Source organism: Halomonas sp. Cn5-12, from assembly GCF_021532545.1.
Taxonomy (GTDB): domain Bacteria; phylum Pseudomonadota; class Gammaproteobacteria; order Pseudomonadales; family Halomonadaceae; genus Vreelandella; species Vreelandella aquamarina.
Genome location: NZ_JAKGAY010000032.1, coordinates 18,145 through 38,486 on the forward strand (window position 1 = coordinate 18,145; position 20,342 = coordinate 38,486).

At 63.5% G+C, this 20,342-nt stretch carries 20 protein-coding genes; 8 read left to right on the top strand and 12 right to left on the bottom strand.

Annotated elements, in window-relative coordinates; translation table 11 throughout:
* Positions 1 to 5 precede the first annotated feature (5 nt).
* From L1249_RS14445 to frdA, 7 genes are all read right to left on the bottom strand, one after another.
* On the bottom strand, positions 6 to 1,400 hold the full coding sequence (locus L1249_RS14445) for an AMP-binding protein (protein ID WP_228168915.1): 1,395 nt from the start codon (positions 1,398 to 1,400) through the stop codon (positions 6 to 8).
* Positions 1,397 to 2,368: an o-succinylbenzoate synthase gene (gene menC, locus L1249_RS14450; RefSeq protein WP_172416589.1), complete on the bottom strand. Its 972-nt coding sequence runs from the start codon at positions 2,366 to 2,368 to the stop codon at positions 1,397 to 1,399. The genes L1249_RS14445 and menC overlap by 4 nt, the downstream gene beginning before the upstream one ends.
* Positions 2,368 to 3,228, bottom strand: a complete 861-nt coding sequence (gene menB / locus L1249_RS14455) for a 1,4-dihydroxy-2-naphthoyl-CoA synthase (protein ID WP_058578117.1) — start codon at positions 3,226 to 3,228, stop codon at positions 2,368 to 2,370. The genes menC and menB overlap by 1 nt, the downstream gene beginning before the upstream one ends.
* Positions 3,229 to 3,292: 64 nt before the next feature.
* Entirely contained in the window at positions 3,293 to 3,688 is a 396-nt protein-coding gene (frdD, locus tag L1249_RS14460; RefSeq protein ID WP_153842996.1) for a fumarate reductase subunit FrdD, read from the bottom strand.
* Complete coding sequence (locus L1249_RS14465; protein WP_058578116.1) at positions 3,685 to 4,086, bottom strand: fumarate reductase; 402 nt, start codon at positions 4,084 to 4,086, stop codon at positions 3,685 to 3,687. Before L1249_RS14465 ends, frdD begins: the two co-directional genes overlap by 4 nt.
* A gap of 180 nt (positions 4,087 to 4,266) precedes the next feature.
* Complete coding sequence (locus tag L1249_RS14470) at positions 4,267 to 5,001, bottom strand: succinate dehydrogenase/fumarate reductase iron-sulfur subunit (RefSeq protein ID WP_039175104.1); 735 nt, start codon at positions 4,999 to 5,001, stop codon at positions 4,267 to 4,269.
* Positions 4,998 to 6,785: a fumarate reductase (quinol) flavoprotein subunit gene (gene frdA, locus L1249_RS14475; protein WP_235253670.1), complete on the bottom strand. Its 1,788-nt coding sequence runs from the start codon at positions 6,783 to 6,785 to the stop codon at positions 4,998 to 5,000. The genes L1249_RS14470 and frdA overlap by 4 nt, the downstream gene beginning before the upstream one ends.
* Before the next feature lie 277 nt (positions 6,786 to 7,062).
* Here frdA and L1249_RS14480 point away from each other — a divergent pair, with 277 nt between their 5' ends.
* Positions 7,063 to 8,532 (top strand): anion permease, encoded by a 1,470-nt coding sequence (locus L1249_RS14480; RefSeq protein WP_228168914.1) that lies wholly within the window; start codon positions 7,063 to 7,065, stop codon positions 8,530 to 8,532.
* Positions 8,533 to 8,571: 39 nt separating this feature from the next.
* Here L1249_RS14480 and menH read toward each other — a convergent pair whose 3' ends face one another.
* The 4 genes from menH to L1249_RS14500 all read right to left on the bottom strand — a co-directional run bounded on the left by menH (position 8,572) and on the right by L1249_RS14500 (position 12,905).
* Positions 8,572 to 9,357, bottom strand: coding sequence for a 2-succinyl-6-hydroxy-2,4-cyclohexadiene-1-carboxylate synthase (menH, locus tag L1249_RS14485; RefSeq protein WP_235253668.1), 786 nt, complete (start codon positions 9,355 to 9,357; stop codon positions 8,572 to 8,574).
* Positions 9,347 to 11,050 (bottom strand): 2-succinyl-5-enolpyruvyl-6-hydroxy-3-cyclohexene-1-carboxylic-acid synthase, encoded by a 1,704-nt coding sequence (menD, locus tag L1249_RS14490; protein WP_058578112.1) that lies wholly within the window; start codon positions 11,048 to 11,050, stop codon positions 9,347 to 9,349. Before menD ends, menH begins: the two co-directional genes overlap by 11 nt.
* A 4-nt stretch (positions 11,051 to 11,054) precedes the next feature.
* On the bottom strand, positions 11,055 to 12,305 hold the full coding sequence (locus tag L1249_RS14495; RefSeq protein WP_228168913.1) for an isochorismate synthase: 1,251 nt from the start codon (positions 12,303 to 12,305) through the stop codon (positions 11,055 to 11,057).
* Positions 12,306 to 12,422: 117 nt separating this feature from the next.
* The gene (locus tag L1249_RS14500; RefSeq protein WP_058578110.1) at positions 12,423 to 12,905 is read right to left on the bottom strand and encodes a DoxX family membrane protein; all 483 of its coding nucleotides are present in this window, start codon (positions 12,903 to 12,905) and stop codon (positions 12,423 to 12,425) included.
* Positions 12,906 to 13,092: 187 nt separating this feature from the next.
* Here L1249_RS14500 and menA point away from each other — a divergent pair, with 187 nt between their 5' ends.
* Positions 13,093 to 14,019: a 1,4-dihydroxy-2-naphthoate octaprenyltransferase gene (gene menA / locus L1249_RS14505; RefSeq protein WP_058578109.1), complete on the top strand. Its 927-nt coding sequence runs from the start codon at positions 13,093 to 13,095 to the stop codon at positions 14,017 to 14,019.
* A 29-nt stretch (positions 14,020 to 14,048) separates the two neighbouring features.
* Here menA and L1249_RS14510 read toward each other — a convergent pair whose 3' ends face one another.
* Positions 14,049 to 14,351, bottom strand: a complete 303-nt coding sequence (locus tag L1249_RS14510) for an antibiotic biosynthesis monooxygenase family protein (RefSeq protein WP_058578108.1) — start codon at positions 14,349 to 14,351, stop codon at positions 14,049 to 14,051.
* Positions 14,352 to 14,929: 578 nt separating this feature from the next.
* Between L1249_RS14510 and L1249_RS14515 the strand changes: the two genes are divergently transcribed.
* The 6 genes from L1249_RS14515 to L1249_RS14540 form a co-directional block, all read left to right on the top strand.
* Positions 14,930 to 16,054, top strand: a complete 1,125-nt coding sequence (locus L1249_RS14515) for an alkene reductase (protein ID WP_228168912.1) — start codon at positions 14,930 to 14,932, stop codon at positions 16,052 to 16,054.
* Positions 16,055 to 16,119: 65 nt separating this feature from the next.
* On the top strand, positions 16,120 to 17,103 hold the full coding sequence (locus L1249_RS14520) for an LLM class oxidoreductase (protein ID WP_228168911.1): 984 nt from the start codon (positions 16,120 to 16,122) through the stop codon (positions 17,101 to 17,103).
* A gap of 134 nt (positions 17,104 to 17,237) precedes the next feature.
* A complete protein-coding gene (locus tag L1249_RS14525; protein WP_228168910.1) occupies positions 17,238 to 17,543 on the top strand; it encodes an ArsR/SmtB family transcription factor in 306 nt (101 codons plus the stop codon).
* A 138-nt stretch (positions 17,544 to 17,681) separates the two neighbouring features.
* Entirely contained in the window at positions 17,682 to 18,368 is a 687-nt protein-coding gene (locus L1249_RS14530; protein WP_170968086.1) for a transglycosylase SLT domain-containing protein, read from the top strand.
* Positions 18,369 to 18,379: 11 nt separating this feature from the next.
* Positions 18,380 to 19,120, top strand: coding sequence for a sulfite exporter TauE/SafE family protein (locus L1249_RS14535; protein WP_172416594.1), 741 nt, complete (start codon positions 18,380 to 18,382; stop codon positions 19,118 to 19,120).
* Positions 19,121 to 19,294: 174 nt separating this feature from the next.
* A partial coding sequence (locus L1249_RS14540) for an IS1380 family transposase (protein ID WP_268825207.1) occupies positions 19,295 to 20,342 on the top strand: 1,048 nt, incomplete at its 3' end.

The following is a 20,342-nucleotide window of genomic DNA, read 5'->3' on the forward strand; positions in this document are numbered from 1 at the left end:
AAAGGCTAAACGTCAGCCAACTGCCTGCGTGCCAACTCGGCGAACTGTTTGCGCGAGGGTTTGAGCGCCACCTGCGGCGGCCAGGGTAGCCAGGCATCGGGGACCATGAAGCCCGGCAGCGCCTCGCGCACCCAGGCGGCCAGGGCCTTGTGGCAGAGCGGATCGGTTTGCGGCTCGATGAAGGCCACTGGGCGCTCGCCCCACTCCGGGTGCGGCACGGCCACCACCAGCGCCTGGGCCACGCCCGGGTAGTCGACCAGCCGCTGCTCGATGCTCTCTGGCTGTATGTTTTCACCGCCGGAAATGAACACGTTGTCGAGCCGCCCCTCGACGACGAGCGCCTGCTGGTCGTTGAAGTAGCCCCGGTCACGGGTGGCGAACCAGCCCTCGTCGTTGACGGCGGGGTCCAGCGCACCATCGGCCAGATAGCCGCAGAATAGCGTGTCGCCCTTGACCTGAATTTCGCCGTCCACCACCCGCACCTGACGCCCCGGCAAGGGCTGCCCCACCACGCCAGGGGCGGAGGGCGAGCCGGTACACACCTGGCTGGCCATTTCCGACAGCCCATAGCTGACCTTGGGCGTCAGCCCCAGGCGCTGCAAGCGTTCGACCAGCGGCGCGGGAATGGCCGCGCCCCCCAACAACAGCTCGCGGAGCTGGGTGTGTCGAGGGTCGAAGCCTTCCCTCAGTAGCCGCCAAAGCTGCGTCGGCACCAATGAAAGGTGGGTGATAGGCTGCTGCATCAGGCGCTCGGCCAGCGGGCGAGTCGCATCGTCCAGCACCAGCCGCCCCCCGGCCAGAAAGACCCGAAACGCAATGGCATAGCCTCCCACATGAAACAGCGGCAGCGAAAGCAGCCAGCCGCTATCCGGATCCACAGGAATCAGCGACGCCGAACCCCGCGCCGAGGCCAGATGATTGCCCACCCGGTGCAGCACCGCCTTGGGCGGGCCGCTGGAGCCGGAGGTGAGGATGGTGTTGCTGCGCTGGCTCGCGTACAAGACCGGTGGCTCGCCGGGGTCGGCCTCCGCACGGTAGTCGAGGGAAATCGGCGGCAGCTCGGAAGAGTAGGCAAAGTCACTTTCCGGCTGGCACACCCGGGTGACCTGCATCCGCCGCGCCAGCGCCTGCTGCTGAGCCACGGGAAACGCCGGATTCAGCGGGCAGAACACCACCCCTGCCCGCAGGCAGGCCCAGGCCAGCAGCACGCCCTGCAACGACCCTCGGGTGGGAACCAAAAGGGGCATACCCGGCATCAAGCCTTGCCTAGCCAACTGCTGGGCCAGGGATGCCACGCGCCGGTTCAACGTGCGATAGCTCAGGCGCACCGCGCCCGCCTCCACCGCGATATGCTCCGGCGTTTGCTGGGCCCAGTAGTGAATGGGGCACGTCTCGGTCACAGGGAAAGCTCCTTGCGGTCGTCGCCAGCGGCGGCGTGGTAGAGGCAGTGCAGCCGCGCGTGCCGCAACTCACCGGCTGGCGAGAGAAGTGATTCGCTGAACGCCTGGGCGGTATCTAGCCCCGCAGGCTCCTCGGGAGCCCACTGCCGGGCCAGGCAGCTCAACTGCCCCAACCCCCACTGAGATTCGAAACTGGATGAGATCACCACCCGCAAGCGGTGGACTCTGGCGCGCTGAACCAACGCCTGGCAAGCTGCGAACCCGCCCATCAGCGTCGGCTTGATGATCAGCGCGGCCAGCCGGGGGTGCGGCGCCCAGGCAGTGCCGCGCTGCAGGGTTTCATCCAGGGCGATGTCGATGCCCGTGGCGTCCGCCACGGTGATGCTGTCGGCCAGCGTAGCACTGGGCTCCTCCAGGTAATCGATTTGGGCAGGCGAGAGCTGCTGGCAAAAGCGCAGTGCCTGCTCGCGCTGCCAGCCACCGTTGGCATCGAGGATCAGTCGCGTGTTGGGTAGCCACTTGGCAAGGCTTGCGATCAACGCCAGCTCCGCATCGCTCGAGTAGCGGGCCACCTTCAGCTTGATGCGCTCTGGTGGAGCAGCCTGCCATTGGGCCACGCGCTCCGGCAGTGCACTCATCAGCGCTTGCGGGGAGCCCTGCAGCAATGGGTAGGGCGGCAAAGGAGCAGGCAGGAAAGCAGGCCAGCGGTGCCGGGCGCAGTCGAAACCAAACTGTACTGAAGGTAACGTTGGTTTGGCTGTCTCACCGCGCTCTATAGCCGCCAGGCAGGCCAGGCTCTCGGCGGTGGCGTCAGCGAGGGTTTCTGTGGAGAAGCCAGGCAAAGGGGCTATCTCGCCCCACTGGCCGTTGATCGTGACTAACAGGCCTTCTCTGCTCGCCAACCGCTGACCTTTGAACGTCAGCGGCTGGCGAAACGGTAGCGAGTAGCGGTAAAGCGCCAGCGCCATCAGGGGTTGCGCGGGTAGCGCGAGAAGTCCGGGCGGCGCTTTTCATTGAAGGCGTTGCGCCCTTCCTGCCCCTCGTCGGTCATATAGAAGAGCATGGTGGCATTACCCGCCAACTCCTGCAGCCCGGCCTGGCCGTCGCAGTCGGCGTTCAGCGCCGCTTTCAGGCAGCGCAGCGCCATGGGGCTATGCTGCAGCATTTCACGGCACCAGCGCACGCTCTCTCGCTCCAGCTCGGCCACCGGCACCACGTGGTTCACCAGCCCCATCTCCAACGCCTGGGCGGCGCTGTACTGTCGGCACAGGAACCATATTTCACGGGCTTTTTTCTGGCCGACGATTCTCGCCATGTAGGAAGCCCCGTAGCCCCCGTCAAACGACCCCACCTTGGGGCCCGTTTGCCCGAAAACGGCGTTGTCGGCGGCGATGGTCAGGTCACACATCATGTGCAGCACGTGGCCACCGCCAATGGCGTAGCCCGCCACCATGGCGATGATAGGTTTGGGGCAGGTGCGAATGTCACGCTGGAAATCCAGCACGTTGAGGTGATGGGTGCCCGCCTCGTCGCGGTAGCCGCCGTAGTCGCCACGAATGCGCTGGTCGCCCCCGGAGCAAAAGGCCTGGTCGCCCGCCCCGGTCAGCAGAATCGCGCCGATGGCACTGTCGTGGCGCGCGCGGCCCAGGGCATGGATCATCTCGCTCACCGTTTGCGGGCGAAACGCATTGCGCACCTCAGGGCGATTGATGGTGATCCGGGCAATACCCTCTTCAGCGGTGTGATAGAGGATGTCCTGGTACTCCTGCGAGGCGTCCTGCCACTTGATGGGGGCATACAGCGCCTGTTCCGTGAGTCCTTCGATCATGCTGACCTCGTGCTTTATCAGGGGTGTGCGTTCTTTTTGATGCGGACGTGTTCGCGGGCGGGCCTCAGCGCAGCCAGCCCACGACCACCAGAGCCAGCGCCAACAGGCTCAGCAGGGCCGCCAGGCCGTACATCAGCCATTTGTTGCGGGTGTCCTGGCCCAGGCTCAGGTCGAATAGGCCATGGCGCAGCCGGTGGGCGGCATGAAACAGCGGCAAGCACACGGCGGCGCCGATGAACAGCACGCCGGGCAGGCTGAACAGCAGGCGGGAGGCCCGCTCGTGGCCAAGCGCCTCGGCGGGCAGCAGGCCCAGCGGCAGCAACAGCCCGATGAACAGAATCACCGCAGGCAAGACCACGGCAAAACAGACGCCCCCGGCACTGAACAGCCCCCACCACAGGGGTTCGTCATAGGCTTGCCGAGGCTGACCCAAGGGTGCTTTTTGATGTGAGGTTTTCATGCGCCGCCCCTCCCCAAGAGCCAGAACAACACGACCGCCACTGCCACGACCCCCGCCCACTGGCCAGCAACGATGGCACCAGCGGGCACGCTGTGCCCCGCCACGCGCAGCGGCATGACCCGAGGAAACAGCACGAAGAAGGTGGCCGCGTGATAGAGGCTGGCCACCAGCGCCAGCGCGTTCAGCAATAGCACCAGCGGCGAGCCCATGAAGGCCACCCAGCCTTGCCAGCTCGCCGGGCCCTGCAACAGCGCGAACACCCCTGCCAACAGGCAGAGAATGAAAAACACCAGCGGCACCACCGTGGCTTCGCGCAGCATATAGCGCTTGAAGAAACCGTGCTTCAGCCACCAGTTGCGCTTCAAGGGCGGCAGTCGTTGTGATGATGATTTTTCCATATCCAATCTCCTACACCTTTTCTAACTGAGCTATCTCAGTTAGTGACGGATATTCGATACCGTTGAGTGGGGCAGGTTGTAGCGAGGGTCTTTCGCCAAGGATGGCGAAAGTAGCGCCCATGGATGGGTTCACAGCGCCCTCGCGGAAACCTGCCGCACGGCAACGCGGCTTGGTTACCCCTACCCCTTGAACAGCGCGATCAGCGTATGTTTGGCGGCCTCGACCTTGCCCTGATTGACCGCAGCGGCCGGGTCGACGTGCTTGGGGCATACCTGCGAGCAGAAGCCCACGAAGGTACAGCTCCAGACACCATCATGGCGGTTGAGCTGCGCCATGCGCTGGCGTTTGCCCTGATCCCGGCTGTCCAGGTTGTAACGGTGCGCCAGGGTCAGCGCCGCAGGCCCCAGAAACTCCGGGTTCAAACCAAACTGCGGGCACGCCGAATAGCACAGGCCACAGTTGATGCAGTTGGCAAACTGCCGATAGCGCGCCAGCTGTTCAGGCGTTTGTGTGTGGGGCTGCGCCTGGCCGGGGTCGAAGGTCTGTACCGGATCCTGTTCGATCAGGTAGGGCTTCACCGCCGCCAGGTGCTCCAGGAACAGCGCCATATCCACGACCAGGTCCCGCTGCACGGGGAAGTGCGCCAGCGGTTCGATACGAATCTCGTCAGGGTAGTCGCGTAGGAAGGTTTTACAGCCCAGCTTGGGAATGCCGTTGACCATGACGCCGCAGGAGCCACAAATCGCCATTCGGCAAGACCAGCGGTAGCTCAGCGTGCTGTCCTGCTGCTCCTTGATATGGTTCAACGCGTCGAGAAGCGAGGTGCTGTCCTCCACCGCAACGTCGTAGGTTTGCCAGTAGGGTTCCGCTGCGCTGTCGGGCAGGTAACGCTTGATACTGATGTGCTTGTTCATGCCTTGCCTCCCTTGGCCGCATCCCCGTAAACCCGCGCGGCCGGGGCCGAAAAGCGGGTATCCACCGCCTGCCAGCGCAGCTCGGCGGGCGCATCACCCTGGTAAAACACCTGGCTATGCTTGAGATAGCCTACGTCGTCGCGGGCCTGCAGGCCCTCGTCCAGACGCTGGTGGGCACCCCGGGATTCGCGACGCTCCAACGCGGCCAGGCACGACGCCTCGGCGATCTCCAGCCCGTAGCCAAACTCCAGGCACTCCAGCAGCTCGGTATTGAAGATCTTGCTGGTGTCACTGACCCGCACCTGGGCATAGCGCTGGCGCAGCTGGCGAAGGGTGTCCAACGCCTGCTGCATGCCTGCTTCGGTGCGGTAAATGCCGCAGCCGCTCTCCATGGCCTGCACCATGGCGTGCTTGAGCGTCACCCAGGATTCACCGCTGCCCTGGCCATCGCAGAGCGTGGCCAACCGCGCCTGCTGCCGCTGGGCCTGCGCCTGCAAGACCGGCAGCGCCACCCAGTCGGTGCGGGCAGCCCGCTGGCTGGCCTGCTCCCCGGCCAAGCGGCCAAAGACCAGCAGCTCGGTCAGCGAGTTGGAGCCCAGCCGGTTGGCCCCATGCAGGCCTACCGAGGCACACTCCCCGGCGGCGTACAGCCCCGCGATGGTGGTTTCGCACTGGGGATCGGTTTCGATGCCGCCCATAGTGTAGTGCACCGCAGGCCGAATCGGGATCGGCTCCTTGACGGGGTCGACATTGATATAAGATTTGGCCAGCTCGCAGATGAACGGCAGGCGCTCATGTAGATAGTCGGCACCCAGGTGGCGAAGGTCGAGATAGACCACGTCGCTGTCGCCAAACTTGCCGGTGCGTCCGGCCTGCTGCTCCTGCCAGAACGCCTGGGAGAGCTTGTCCCGAGGCCCCAGCTCCATGTACTTGTTTTCCGGCTTGCCCAGGGGTGTTTCCGGCCCCAGGCCGTAGTCCTGCAGGTAGCGGTAACCCTCCTTGTTGAGCAGAATACCGCCCTCCCCCCGGCACGCTTCGGTGATCAGGATGCCCGAGCCGGGCAGGCCGGTGGGGTGGTACTGCACGAACTCCATGTCGCGCAGCGCCACGCCGTGGCGGTAGGCCATGGCCATGCCGTCACCGGTGACGATGCCCGCATTGGTATTGAAGCGGAATAGCCGCCCCGCCCCGCCGGTGGCCAGCACCACCGCCTTGGCACGCAACAGCAGCAGCTCACCCGTGGCGACCTGCAGAGCAATGACGCCCACCACGGCCCCTTCGTGCACGGCCAGGTCCAGTACGAAGTACTCGTCGAAGCGTTCGATCTCGGGGTATTTCAGCGAGGTCTGAAACAGCGTGTGCAGCATATGGAAGCCGGTCTTGTCGGCAGCAAACCAGGTGCGCGCGGTTTTCATACCACCAAAGCGGCGCACCTGTATGCGGCCATCGGGCTGGCGGCTCCAGGGGCAGCCCCAGCGCTCCATCTGCACCAGCTCCTGGTAGGCGTGGCGCACGAAGTAGTCCACCACGCCCTGCTCCACCAGCCAGTCACCCCCGGAAACCGTGTCGTCGAAGTGCGCCTGAAACGAGTCCTCGTCACTGGTCACCGCCGCCGCGCCCCCTTCGGCCGCCACCGTGTGGGAACGCATGGGATACACCTTGGACACCAGCGCAATGCGCTGCGCGTGACCGCTCTGTTTGGCCTGCTCGGCGGCCGCGATGGCGGCCCGCAGGCCCGCGCCCCCACCGCCGACGATGACGATATCCACATCCTGCTGCTGCATGGCACCCCCTTGTGCGGCTGCACTACTCATGACGTACTTCTCATGACGCGATTCCGGCCTGCGCACGGCCTGCCGCCCTGCTGATGAAGCGACGTTATCACAGCCCGACAGGCCTTCGGCGTTGATCTAAAGCATGATTGATATAGATCAAATAAACCGCGACTTGCCTTGCCTATGCTTTCCCTGACACCCGTGAAACACCACGCTGAACCTTATCTCTGCTGTGCTCACTCAGGCAAGGCGCTACGGCTTGCCGATAACTTATCGAGAGGTCGCCATGAACCTTAGCGCTTCGCTCCGCTCTCGCTGGCCGCTGCTCGCGCCACTGGCCACCACGCTGGTGATCGCCCTGCTGCCTACCCCGGCCGGGCTACCGCCCCATGCCTGGTACTTCTTTGCCATCTTTTTAGGCTGCGTGGTCGGCCTGATTCTGGAACCCCTGCCCGGCGCGGTCATCGGGCTGGTCGGCGTCACCTTGGTAGCGCTGCTTTCCCGCTGGGTGCTGTTCTCCCCGGAGCAGCTGGCCAACGACGGCTTCAACGCCACCAACCAGGCCTTCGCCTGGGCGGTCTCGGGGTTCACCAACGCTACCGTCTGGCTGATTTTCGGTGCCTTCATGTTTGCCCTGGGGTATGAAAAGACCGGGCTGGGGCGGCGGATCTCGCTGTGGCTGGTGCACGCCATGGGCAAGCGCACGCTGACCCTGGGCTACGCGGTGATGATCGCCGATGGCATTCTGGCCCCTTTCACACCCTCCAATACGGCGCGCAGCGCAGGCACCATCTATCCGGTCATTCGTAACCTGCCGCCGCTGTACGACTCGCACCCCAATGACCCCAGCATGAAGCGTATGGGCAGCTTCCTGATGTGGACCGCCATTGCGGCCACCTGCGTGACCAGCTCGATGTTTCTCACCGCCTTGGCGCCGAACCTGCTGGCCATCGCGCTCACCGAAAGCGCCACGGGCATCCATATCAGTTGGGGGCAGTGGTTCATGGCGGTGGTGCCGGTGGGGGTCCTTCTGCTGCTGTTGGTGCCGCTGCTGTGCTACTGGCTGTGCGCCCCGGAGGTAAAGGCCGGGCATGAGATCTCCGACTGGGCGAAAGGGGAGCTGCAGAACCTGGGCCCACTGACCCGCCACGAAATCGTGCTGGTTATCATGGTGGTCACCGCGCTGCTGCTATGGATCTTCGCTGGCGACCGGGTATCGGCGTCGCTGGTGGGGCTGGTGGTCATCTGCGGCATGCTGCTGACCGGCATGGTGAGCTGGAACGACATTCTCGACAACCGCGCCGCCTGGAACACCTTCGTGTGGTTTGCCACCCTGGTGGCTCTGGCGGGTGGCTTGAGCCAGGTGGGCTTCGTGGGCTGGTTCGGTAACCTGGTAGGTGGGCAGATCAGCCACTTCGACCCGCTGCTGGCCATGGTCGCCCTGGTGGTCATCTTCTATGTTCTGCACTACTTCTTCGCCAGCATCACCGCCCACGTGACTGCCCTGCTGCCGGTCATGCTGGCGGCGGCGTCAGGCATTGCAGGGCTGGACATGCAGCTGTTCATTCTGCTGTTGCTGCCCACCCTGGGCTTCATGGGCATCCTGACCCCTTATGGCACCGGCCCCAGCCCGGTGTATTACGGCAGCGGCTACTTGCCCAGCGCGCTGTACTGGCGCCTGGGGGCCATCTTCGGGCTGCTGTTCCTGGTGGCCTGGCTGGCCATTGGTCTGCCCTGGCTACTGCTGATTCAGTGAGCCACGTACTGACTCAGTGCACCATGCGCTTGCCGCGCCTCAGCGCGGCAGCGTCTGTGCCAAGTGCTGTGCCAGTTGCTGTGACAAGTGCCCTACCATGGCCTTGGGGTGTTCCACATGCAGGTTATGGCCGCCCGGCAGCGCCCAGTGGCGCAGGCGCGGCGCGTGCTGCGTCAGGCGATTGGCCAGGGTGTTGAACTTATGGTCCCGCAGGCCGGAGAAATAGCCCACTGGCAGGTCGGTCTCGGCCAGCCACTGCCAGAGAGAGGGCTGCCGACCCAGCGAGGTGGCCCGCAGCATGTGCGCCACGGCGGGGCCATGGTTGGCCAACCGGCGCTGAATCTGACGCTGGCGCTGTGAGGCCGTCAAATCGGCAAACACCGGCTGCTGGTACCATGCTGTCAGCACGTCGGCCAGCGGCGACTGCTCAAAACGCTGCGCCCAGTGCTCATCGTGGGCGCGGCGCGCTTCCCGCTCTGGCGCGGCCAGCCCGGGGTGCGCGCTCTCCAACCACAGCGCCTCCAGACCGGCGGGCCGTTGGCTGGCATGATAGAGCGCCAGTCGGCCACCCAGGGAGTAGCCCAGCAGGCCATAACGCCCCACGCCCGCCTCGGCCAGCGTGCCGCTGAGCCAGTCATGAAAATCCGCAAAAGAGCCTACTGCAGGCGTGATGGGCTGCCCATGCCCCGGCAGGTTCAGCGCCAGGCAGCGCACGCCCGGCTGCGCTTGCTCCAGCGCCTCGCCAAGCGCCTGCCAATCGTCCCTATCGCCCAGCAGGCCGTGCAGCATTACCAGCGTAAAAGGCGGCGAAGGGTCAGGATGCATGGGCTGCCTCCCGGAGCCACGCGCCCAAGGCTTGCAGCGCATCGGTGGCCTGCTGATGGGGCACCGTGACCTCGATCAGCGTCACCCCGGCTTCCAGCGCCTGGGTGTAGGCCTCGCCAAACGCCGCCAGCGTGGTCGGTGCGGCATAGTTCAGGTGAAACATGCGCGCCGCATGCTCGAACGCGAGCCCGTGGGGTTGGCGATAGTAGCGCTCCAGCAGGTCGCCTTCGTCCGGCACCGGCAGCATGTGGAAAATGCTGCCGCCATCGTTATTCAGCACCACCACGACCAGCGGCGCTTTGGCCCTGGCCAGCAGCGCCAGGCTGTTGAGGTCGTGAAGCGCGCTGGTGTCGCCCAGAATCACCGTGGTGGGTTCATCGGTCGTGCAGGCCAACCCGTACGCAGAGGCCAGCAGCCCATCGATGCCCGAAGCCCCGCGATTGGCCATCACCCGCAGCGGCGTCGAACGGGTCGAGCCCAGCATGTTCATCAGCCGGGCGGGCAGGCTGTTGCCCACGAACAGCGCCCCTCTGGCCAGTTGCGACACCTGATGACACACCCCCAGCTCGGAAAACTCCGCCGTATAGCGTTCGATGCCCTGGCGGGTACGCTGCTGAAGGCGCGCCAGGGTATGCCAGGGGGGCTGGGCGGGCCCGGCGGGCAGCGTGGCGATGGCCTCGGCGGGCGTGCACACCAGCCGCTGGGTAAGGGTGAAGTCCGGGTCCAGGCGCTGGGGTAACGGGTCGACCAGCCACGCCTGCTGCCAGGGGTGGCTTGCAATCATCTGGGTCAGGCGCTTGGAAATCAGCCTGCCGCCAAACTGCAGCAGCACGTTGGCGCGGCCCAGCTCGGCGCTGACCTGCGGGTCCTGAAGGGCCAGGTCCATGTGCACCAGGTGGCGCGGGTCGCCGTGCAGCTGGCTTTGCAGGTCGGCCAACAGCGGCCAGCCCAGCTGCTCGGCCAGGGCCGCAATGGGGGCCGCCTGCTGGGGGTCATCGATGCGCCCCACCACGATTACCCCGCGCTGCCGGGTGAAGGCGGCGGGCCATGCCACCGGCAAGGCGGCAGGAGCGGTTTGCCAGGCGCTCCAGGGGGCATCGCGGTGCTGCCAGCGCGAAAGCGGCGCCAGGTAGTCGCTGGCCTCCATGGGCGGGCCGGAAGGGTAGAGCGGTTCGCGGTAGCGGCAGTTGAAGTGCACCGGGCCCGGCAGGCGATGCTGCTGCGCCATGGTCTGGTCGATCGTGCTGAGCAAATAGGCGGCGGGAATCTCGCGGCTGGGGGTCGGCAAGTCGTGGTGCGCCACCGTGTGGCGGGCGAAGATATCCCGCTGGTCGATGGCCTGGTTACTGCCGTTATCCAGCAGCTCGATGGGCCGGTCGGCAGACAGAATCACCAGCGGCACGCCCAGCAGCGCGGCTTCCACCACGGCCGGATAAAGGTTGGCCACCGCCGTGCCGGACGTGGTGATCACCGCCACCGGCTGCTGGGCGCCTCGGGCCAGGCCCAGCGCCATAAACCCCAGCCCGCGCTCGTCGAAGTGAGTATGGCAGCGCAGCCCGGCGTGCTCGCTGGCCGCCATGGTCAGCGGGGTGGAGCGCGAGCCCGGCGCCACGACTACCTCGCGCAACCCCCAGCGGTACAGCTCTTCCAACAGCAGCGACGCCCAAACGTGGTTAAAGGTGGCGTAATGCATCGGCTTATCCCATTCCCAGCAGCGAGAGAATATCGGCAATCTTGGCATCCAGCTCGTGCCACTCGTCGTCGGCCTGCGACCCCGCCACGATACCCGCCCCCGCGTACAGGCGGATCGCCGTATCGCTGACATGGGCACAGCGAATCGACACCGCCAGCTCGCTGGAGCCATGCCCCACGCGGCCAAAGGCACCGGCGTACCAGCCCCTGGCGTGGCGCTCCAGCTCGCGGATTCTGGCCAGCGCCGCCGCCCGCGGCGTGCCGCCGACGGCGGGCGTGGGCGGCAGCACGCTGAGCAGCTGCTGGTCGGTGATGAAGGGGTGCAGCTCGGCATGAATTTCGCGGCGAATATGCTGCACGGACCGCAGCCGCACCACGTGGGCCTCGCCCATCTCCAGACTCTGGGCCAGCGGCTCCAGCTGGGTCAACAGCTGCTGGTACACGCACTGGTTTTCCAGGCCGTTCTTTTTATCGGCCAGCAGCGCTCCGGCGAGCGCTTCATCCTGCGCCGTGTCACGCCCCCGCCGGGTCGTACCGGCCAGTGCCTCCGTGATCAGCTGCTGGCCCTGGCGGCGGTAGAGCCGTTCGGGGGAGCAGCCAATCAGCGCCGTACCGGGCGCCCACTGCACCCCGAAATGAAAGCAGTGCCGCGCCTCGGCCTGCCAGCGCCCCAGCAAGGCCCAGGGGCTGGGCACGCGCTCGGCGGTCAGGCAGGTTTCTCGGGAAAGCACCACTTTGGGAAGCTGCTGCAGCCGTTCGGGCTGGGTCACCTGCGACACCCAGCGGGCCCACTCCGGCCGAGTGGGCGTATCACACCGCTGGTAGCTGCCATGGGCCACCGGGGGCAGCGGCTGTTCCGGGACGATGGCCGCCAGACACGCCTGGGCAGTGGCCAGCTCTTCGGCGGGCGGGCGGTCATCGAAGTGCAGGTTCACGGAAAGCGTGCACCGCCCCTGCTGACGCTTGAGCAGCACACGGGGCAGTATGAAGCGGCAGTCACCAAACCCGGGCCAACCCGCCGCCTGGGCATCGAAGGCCACCCCGCCGAAATAGTCGGGCGAGCCGCTGGCGGGCTGGGGCTGGGCTTGGGCCTGGGATTGTGCCTGCCCCTGCGCCTGACGCTGCATATCGACCTGCAGCGCCACCAGAGAGTCAAACGCCCGCGCCTCGCCCAGCACGGCATAGCCCGCCGCCGAGGCCTCGCGCGGCTGCCAATAAAGGCGGGGCGTCACGCACTGTGCGTTCAACCACCCCACCAAATCCTCCACCTCGCAGGGCACGCTCAGGCTCTGCGTACCCCGGCATGCCAAAAGGTCCAGCGCCGACAGCTGTGCTGCCAGCGCCTTCGCGGCCTGGATCACCTGCATAGCAAACTACTTCCCTAATAACCGATGCCTGATATAGGGTAGCACCCAGCGGTCGCCACCATAGTGCCCGGCGTTGGCACCGGCCACCAGCAGGAAAAAGCTCAGGGCGATCATCCAGGGGTTGGTGGACACCGTACCCGCCATCAAGAACGACATGTTCATGACAATGGCGAAGAAAGCGGCATAGCAAGTCAACACGCCCACGATCAGGCCCAGCCCCACCAGCACTTCTCCCAGCGGGATCATTACGTTGATCACATCGACATACGGCAGCGCGACATGCTCCAGAAACGCCACGTAGTTGGGGTAGACCATACTGCCTTCGCGCATGACCGGGTTAGCCACGGCGTTGCGCAAAAACCCTTCGGCATTGAAGCCACCGGTCATCTTGCCGATGCCCAGGGTCAGCCAGGTAATGCCCAGGTACAGCCTCAACAGTAGCCAAACCAAGGCAGCATATTTGTTTTGTCTGAAAAACTCGCCGATCATCGCGTAGACTCCTGCCACGTTCACTGTCAGGGGGAAGCCCCCCAGTGTGCGTCAGGACGGATACCTCTTTTTTGACCCAGGTCGTGGTTTTGCCATTAATGATACAGAGCCGAATGTTTACTCTACCCGATGGCTACACCGACCGGCCACGCTGACCAGTTCAGCGACTGCAACAGGAATGCTCACCATGGAACACACCACCCCACACCGCCCACTCCATGCCTGGCTGCTCGCCGCACGGCTACGCACCCTGCCGTTGGCCTGCGCCTCGATCCTGCTGGGTTCGGGCATGGCGGCGCAGGCGGGTGGCTTTCAGGGTGGGGTGCTGCTGCTGTCGCTGCTCACGGCCATTCTGCTGCAGGTGCTTTCCAACCTGGCCAACGATTATGGCGATGCCCAGTCGGGGGTGGACGATGCTAGCCGCACCGGCCCCGTGCGGGCGGTGGCCAGCGGGCTATTGACCCCAGACGCCATGCGCCGGGGTATGCTGCTCACCGGGCTAGCGGCGGCCATAGCGGGGTTGTCGCTGCTGTTCGTCGCTTTTGGCAGCGACCTGCGCAGCTGGCTGGTGTTCGTGCTGCTGGGGGCTGCGTCCTTGCTGGCGGCCATCACTTACACCGTGGGGCTGGGCGGCAAGCCGTATGGCTATCGTGGGCTGGGGGACGTGGCGGTATTCGTGTTTTTTGGGCTGCTGGGCGTGCTGGGCACCCTCTACTTGCATACCCAGAGCCTGAGCGGGCTGGCCATACTGCCCGCCGCCGTGTGCGGCTTGCTGGCCACCGCCGTGCTCAACGTCAACAACGTGCGCGACATCCACAGCGATGCCCGCCACGGCAAGATGACGCTGGCCGTGAGGCTGGGCAAACGGCGGGCCGTTCTCTACCACTGGGCGCTACTGGGCACCGCCCTGCTGCTGACGCTGGGGTATCTGCTGTGGCTGCCCGTGCCCTGGGTGGGCTGGAGCTGCCTGGTGGTGGCCAAGCCGCTCTACGACGCCGGGCGCACGCTCAGCCGCACCGAGGATGGCGAGCAGCTAACGGGCATGCTCAAGAAAACCGCGCTTTCCACGCTGGTTTACAGCCTGCTGCTCGCGATGGGGCTGGCGCTTGCCTGACGGCGCCCTGGGGCTTGGGGTCAAGGGCCTTACAGCACGACCTCATAGCCTTCGAATTTGGGCGGGCCGAGATAAATGCCTTCCGGCGATTTGGCATTGGCGTGGGCCTTGCGGAAAGCCTCTGACTTGGTCCAGGCGCGGAAGGCCTCTTCGGATTCCCACACGCTGTGGGAGATGAACACGGTGTACTCTTCCTGGCTTTCGCCCTGCAGCATGTGAAACTCCTTGAAGCCCGGCACTTCCTCCAGGTGGGAATCGCGGTTGCGCCACACCTCCAGAAAATCCTCTTCGCGGCCTGGGGCAATCCGAAAACGGTTCATGGCAATGTACATCGAGACTCTCCTGTTGATCGGGAGTAGATAGAGTGATTACGCCAACGCTGGCTTGATGGTAACGTCTTCGGTTCATCACGAATAGATTGCGACGAACAGGCGTTACGGCTCATGGCTCAGGCCCCCCTTCAGGTCGCTTGGTTCAAACGTGATTTGCGCATTCACGATCACGCACAGCTCGCCCCCACCCTGTAAACCGGTTGCGCACAGAGTTATCCACAGATTTTCACTTTCCACAGTTATCCCCGAGCGCTGTGCATAACAGTGTTGGTGAGCGCTTGGTAACCTTCCGCGAGCCGCGTGTGGCGCGGTATGTAACGAGAAGTGCAAAAAATGATCGCTGTGAATGAGTGTGAAGAAACAACGGCTTACACAACTAAGTCAAGTAGTGCTGGAGAAGTAATTCACAAGTGAACTGGGCTCGCGAAACCGGCCGTGACATACACATATTGACATATATGAATATCGCGAATAATCTACACGCGATCCGTGACCTGCTCCGCTCGGGTTCTTCTGACCTCGTCGGCCATGGTTTTTGACCCCCAACATCGACTATTTTAGATATGCAGGTAAACGAAATGACACACTCAGAACTTTTTAAAACCACTCAGCTGGGCCCATACACCCTCAAGAACCGTATCGTTCTGCCGCCACTGACGCGTTCGCGCAGCTCCCAACCCGGCAATATTGCGAACGACCTAATGGCCACCTATTACCGTCAGCGCAGCGGTGCTGGCTTCATGGTGACCGAGGGCACACAGATCGAACCCCGAGGACAGGGTTATGCCTGGACACCCGGCATTCATAGCCCGGAACAGATACAAGGCTGGCGTAAGGTCACCGACGCTGTTCACGCCGAAGGGGGGGTGATCTTTGCTCAACTTTGGCATGTGGGCCGCGTGTCGCACACATCGCTGCAACCCGGTGGTGAAGCGCCCGTCGCGCCATCAGCCATCCGCGCGGACAACGTCAAAGTGTTCATCGAAACCGGCCCCGGCACGGGTACACTGGCCGACCCATCCACCCCACGAGCCCTGTCCACCGAGGAGGTAAAGGAACTGGTTGAGCTCTACGCCCAAGCAGCCCGAAATGCTCTGGAAGCAGGTTTTGACGGGGTGGAGCTTCACTGCGCGAACGGGTACCTGGTAAACCAGTTCATTTCGGCCCATACCAACCAGCGTGATGATGAATATGGCGGTTCGCTGCAGAATCGTCTTCGTTTCCTGCGAGAAATCACACTCGCCGTTGCTGGTGTGGTCGGCAAGGAGCGCGTTGGCGTTCGCTTCGCCCCGCTGTTCGCGACCACAGACGAAGACCGCGTCTACCTTGGTCTGGTCGAAGAAGATCCTCATCAAACCTACATCGAGGCAGTGAAGATCCTCGAGGAAGTGGGCATTGCCTACCTGTCGCTCGCCGAAGCCGACTGGGAAAACGCACCCGAGCTGCCTGAGACGTTCCGGGAAGCTGTTCGTAAGACTTTCAGCGGCAAGATTATCTATGCCGGCAAGTACACTGCTGAACGAGCAAATCGCGTGATAAAAGCTGGCTGGGCCGACCTGATCGCTTTTGGTCGCCCCTTCATTGCGAACCCCGACCTGCCCGCGCGTATCGCCAACGACTGGCCGCTTAACCCACTTGATCCAAGCAGCATGTACGGCGGTACCGATAAGGGCTACACCGACTACCCGACTTACAAACCCTAAGCGCTCAGAGCCACGCCCCATAACTCAGGGCGTGGCACAGCGTTTGCTGACCGAGGAAGTTAAGCATGTACCAACCGAGTACGATTCCTTACCAAGAGCATAGGGGATTCAAACGGACCTTCAGGCAGGGTCATCTAAGCCTTGGGCTGTTCTTTCCCCTGGAGGCTTTCCAGGGTGACACACCGCGCATGCTGGATCAGGTCGCGCTGGCCAAACGTGCAGAGGCACTAGGTTTTTCGGCGCTCTGGTTTCGCGATGTGCCGCTCAGGGACCCAAGCTTCGGTGATGTCGGCCAGGTTTTCGACCCTTGGGTGTATCTGGGCTACATGGCAGCCCATACAACAAAAATCGCACTAGGCACCGCCTCCATCGCCCTTACTTTGCGTAATCCCTTGCACACGGCAAAGGCTGCAGCGAGCATTGATCAGTTGAGCGGAGGTCGTTTGCTCCTGGGAGTAGCCTCTGGCGATCGTCCCGTGGAGTTTCCCGCATTCAGCGTTGATCCGGAAATGCGTGGCGAGACCTTTCAAGAAAACCTCAATGTGATACGCCAAGCCCATCGAACACACTTCGAGCCCATTCGCTGGAGTCATGGCGAGTTACTGGGGGCCGATCTCGTTCCCAAACCTACGACTCGGGAAATACCGCTATTCGTAACCGGACACAGCCGCCAGTCGCTCGATTGGATCGCGCGTGAAAGCCATGGATGGATCAACTATCCACGTCCGCCACAAATGCAGCGACTGATCGTGGAAGATTGGCGACAGGAAACGGCTAAACAGTGTGGCACTATCTACAAGCCGTTCTTGCAATCGCTGTATATCGACCTGGACGAACACCCATCCACGCCGCCCTCGCCTATCCATCTAGGATTCCGACTGGGACGTAACCATCTTCTGGCCTTGCTGGATACACTTCAGGAAATCGGTGTAGATCACGTCATCCTGAACCTCAAGTATGGTAAACGCCCCGCAGCAGAGGTTATCGAGGAACTTGGCGAACATATCGTCCCGCAATTCGGCGCACAGGTGTCCGATAGTCCTACCTGACAGGACAATAGGATTCCAGTCCAAGCCTGCCCATCACTGCGAAGGGCGGGCGCGGAGATCATGGTGAAGCCTTCCAATTTGCTGCGTGAAGCAGGAAGATATCCAGATATCGGAAGAGTAGGTATAAAAAATTCATGACTATTGACGTCAACGAAGCCCTGAAAGCATTGGCGAACCCGATGCGCCTTACCATCCTCAATTGGCTCAAGGATCCCAGGACAGCCTTTCCCGGGCAGGAGGTCGACCCAGAAACGGTAGGCGTGTGCGTCAGTATCATCCAAGAGCGCACGGGCCTCTCGCAGTCAACGACATCGCTTTATCTCGCAGCTCTACAGCGCGCGCAATTGGTGACATCGCAGCGGATCGGCCCTTGGACCTACTACAAGCGCCACGATGAGAATATCGATGCCTTCCTCAAGGCGCTGAAAGAAAGAATCTAGGGATGGTCTGAAATGGTCATGTGTTTTGACTGACCCAGTGCGCGACAAGCCCCGCTGTTCAGGGCGTGGCTTGTCGCGCACTGGGTCAGTACACTAAACAACACGAAACTAACATGACTTATCCACAAGGACCGTCCTATGCATCGCCCTGTTGATAGCGTTTGGGTCTCTACTTTCTCTGCTGCTTCTACCGCTTCGCTCCGCGGTTGGCTGGCCGTCGCTACCCTACTGCTGCTCTCTGGGTGCGCGACCTTTGCGCCTAGTCCACCGGAGGATCAGACCAATATCTGCGAGATTTTCCGCGAGCAGCCGAGCTGGTACGACTACGCGCAAGCGTCTGAAGAGAAGTGGGGAACGCCCATCGCCACCCAAATGGCGTTCATTCAGCGGGAATCCTCGTTTCGTAGCCACGTACGCCCAGACCGCAAATACTACCTTGGCTTTATTCCCGGCCCGCGCCCGTCGTCCGCCAAAGGCTACGCCCAAGCTCAAGACCCGGTATGGGGTGAGTACGAAGACCAAGCGGGCAGCCTGTTTGCCCGGCGCACGCACATGAAGCACGCCACCGATTTCATTGGCTGGTATAACGCCCGCACTCGCGCCCAAACGGGCATCTCGCTCAACAATCCTGAACACCTCTATTACGCCTACCACGAGGGCGCAGGCGGCTATCAGCGGGGCACCTATCGCAGTAAACCACAGGTGCTCAACGCAGGCCGCCAAGTGGCGAGCCTCTCTAACCGCTACCAGGCCCAGCTCAACAGCTGCCAGGCAGAGTTCCAGTGCCGCAAGTTCTATCAGGTGTGGCCGTTCTGTCGTAGCTGAGGGGGTCGTTCATGACACTGTTGATGGGCGTCGCCTTTGTCGGCGTGGTGTTTTTTACCTCCATGCTCTCCGGCGTGTTTGGTATGGCGGGCGGGCTGGTGTTGCTGTGGTTCCTGCTGGTGATATTCCCCGCCAGTACTGCCATGGCCGTGCATGGGGTGATTCAGTTAACGGCTAATGCCTCTCGGGCATGGCTTTCGCGGCGCTTTATCGTGTGGCGCATTGTGGCACTGATGGCGCTGGGAGTACTCAGCGCGGCAGGGCTTCTGCTGCTGTTTAACTACACGCCCAATGCGGCCACCGTTTCCTTATTGATCGGGCTGCTGCCGATTTTGGTCTGGACGCCCAGGCACTGGTTCCAGCTAGACGCTCATCGCGCCAGCCACGCGCTTTGCTGCGGCATCGCCTCTGGCGGCCTCACGATTGCCGCCGGGGTCTCCGGCCCGCTGATCGATATCTTCTTTGTGCGCTCGCAGATGGACCGCCGCCAAGTCGTCGCTACCAAGGCCATGATTCAAGTGGTCGCCCACTCCATCAAAATCCTCTTCTACTTAGGTGCCGCCCTTGCGCTCAGCGTGGGTGAGTGGAGCATCGTGCTACTGGCCGCCCCGTTTGCCATGCTAGGTACGCAAACCGGCACGCGAATTCTGCACCGCCTGACCGACGCCAACTTCCGCACCTGGACCCGCTGGATCGTGACCGGCATTGGGGTGTTCTACTTCCTGCAGGGGGTTTACCTACTGACACGCTAAGCGTTGGTGGCACTTACAGCACCCATGGGTTGGCGAATGCCGACCTGCCCGCTCATAGCCTGAGATTGACCCGGCTTATTCATGAGGCCGGCCCGAAAACGAAGATAGCGGATGGTATTCTCTTGAAAATTCAGTGTGTTCCGCCAAGAATCTGAACCAAGAGAGCCATCCGCTATGGGTGAAAGCCTATCCACCTGGACGCCCTCGTGCAACGGCGCTGTCCGTGTCGAGTTGAGCGGCCAGCGCACCACCAGCGACAGCGGCGCTTTGCTGCTGCGTGAAGCCCTCGACAACAGCGGCGTGATCGAGGCGCTCGAGGACAATCTGGTCGACCTCCGCAATCCGCTACGCGTCCGCCACTCACTGGCCAGTCAGCTGCGTACCCTGGTGCTGCAGCGTGCCATGGGTTGGATCGATCTCAGCGATACCGACTCGCTGCGCCGTGACCGGCTTTGGCAGCTGGCCTGCAGCGACGCGCGCGGGACGATGCCCCTGGCGCAGGACAGGCCGTCTCAAGCCACGCTGTCGCGGCTGCTGACCTGCCTTGGCCGCAACGACAACATCGATGTCGTGCACGAAGGCCTGCTGCGACTGGTGCTCTGGCGCCTGACCTCGCTGAAGAACGGGGAGCGGCCCAGGCAGCTGACCCTGGACATCGACGGCCTGCCGATCGAGGTCCACGGCCACCAGGGCGGCTCGGCCTATCATGGCCTGTACGGCGCGCGGATCTATTCACCGCTGGTCGCCTCGCTGGCAGAAACCGGCGACATGGTGGGCGGCCTGCTGCGCGAGGGCAACGCCGGCCCGGCCGAGAACGCCGACACCTGGATCCCGCATCTGGTGCGGCGACTCAACGAGAGCACCGGCGCCCAGGTTCGGGTGCGCATCGACGCCGGTTTCACCGACAACGCGACGCTGGAGGCCCTGGAAGAGTGCGACATCGAGTACCTGGGCCGACTGCGCAGTCACTCCGGCCTGCAGAAACTGGCGGCACCGCACCTGAAGCGGCCACCCGGCCGGCCACCCGAGCAGCCTCGCGAGTGGTGCCACGATCTGGAGTACCAAGCCGGCTCTTGGTCGGCACCGCGTCGCGTGGTGCTGGTGGTGCAGGAACGCCCCGATGACCTGCTGCTGCATGCCTTCTTCCTGGTCACCAACCTCGGCAAGTTCGACTGGCCGCCGGAGAAGGTCCTGGCGCTCTACCGCAAGCGCGGCAGCGCCG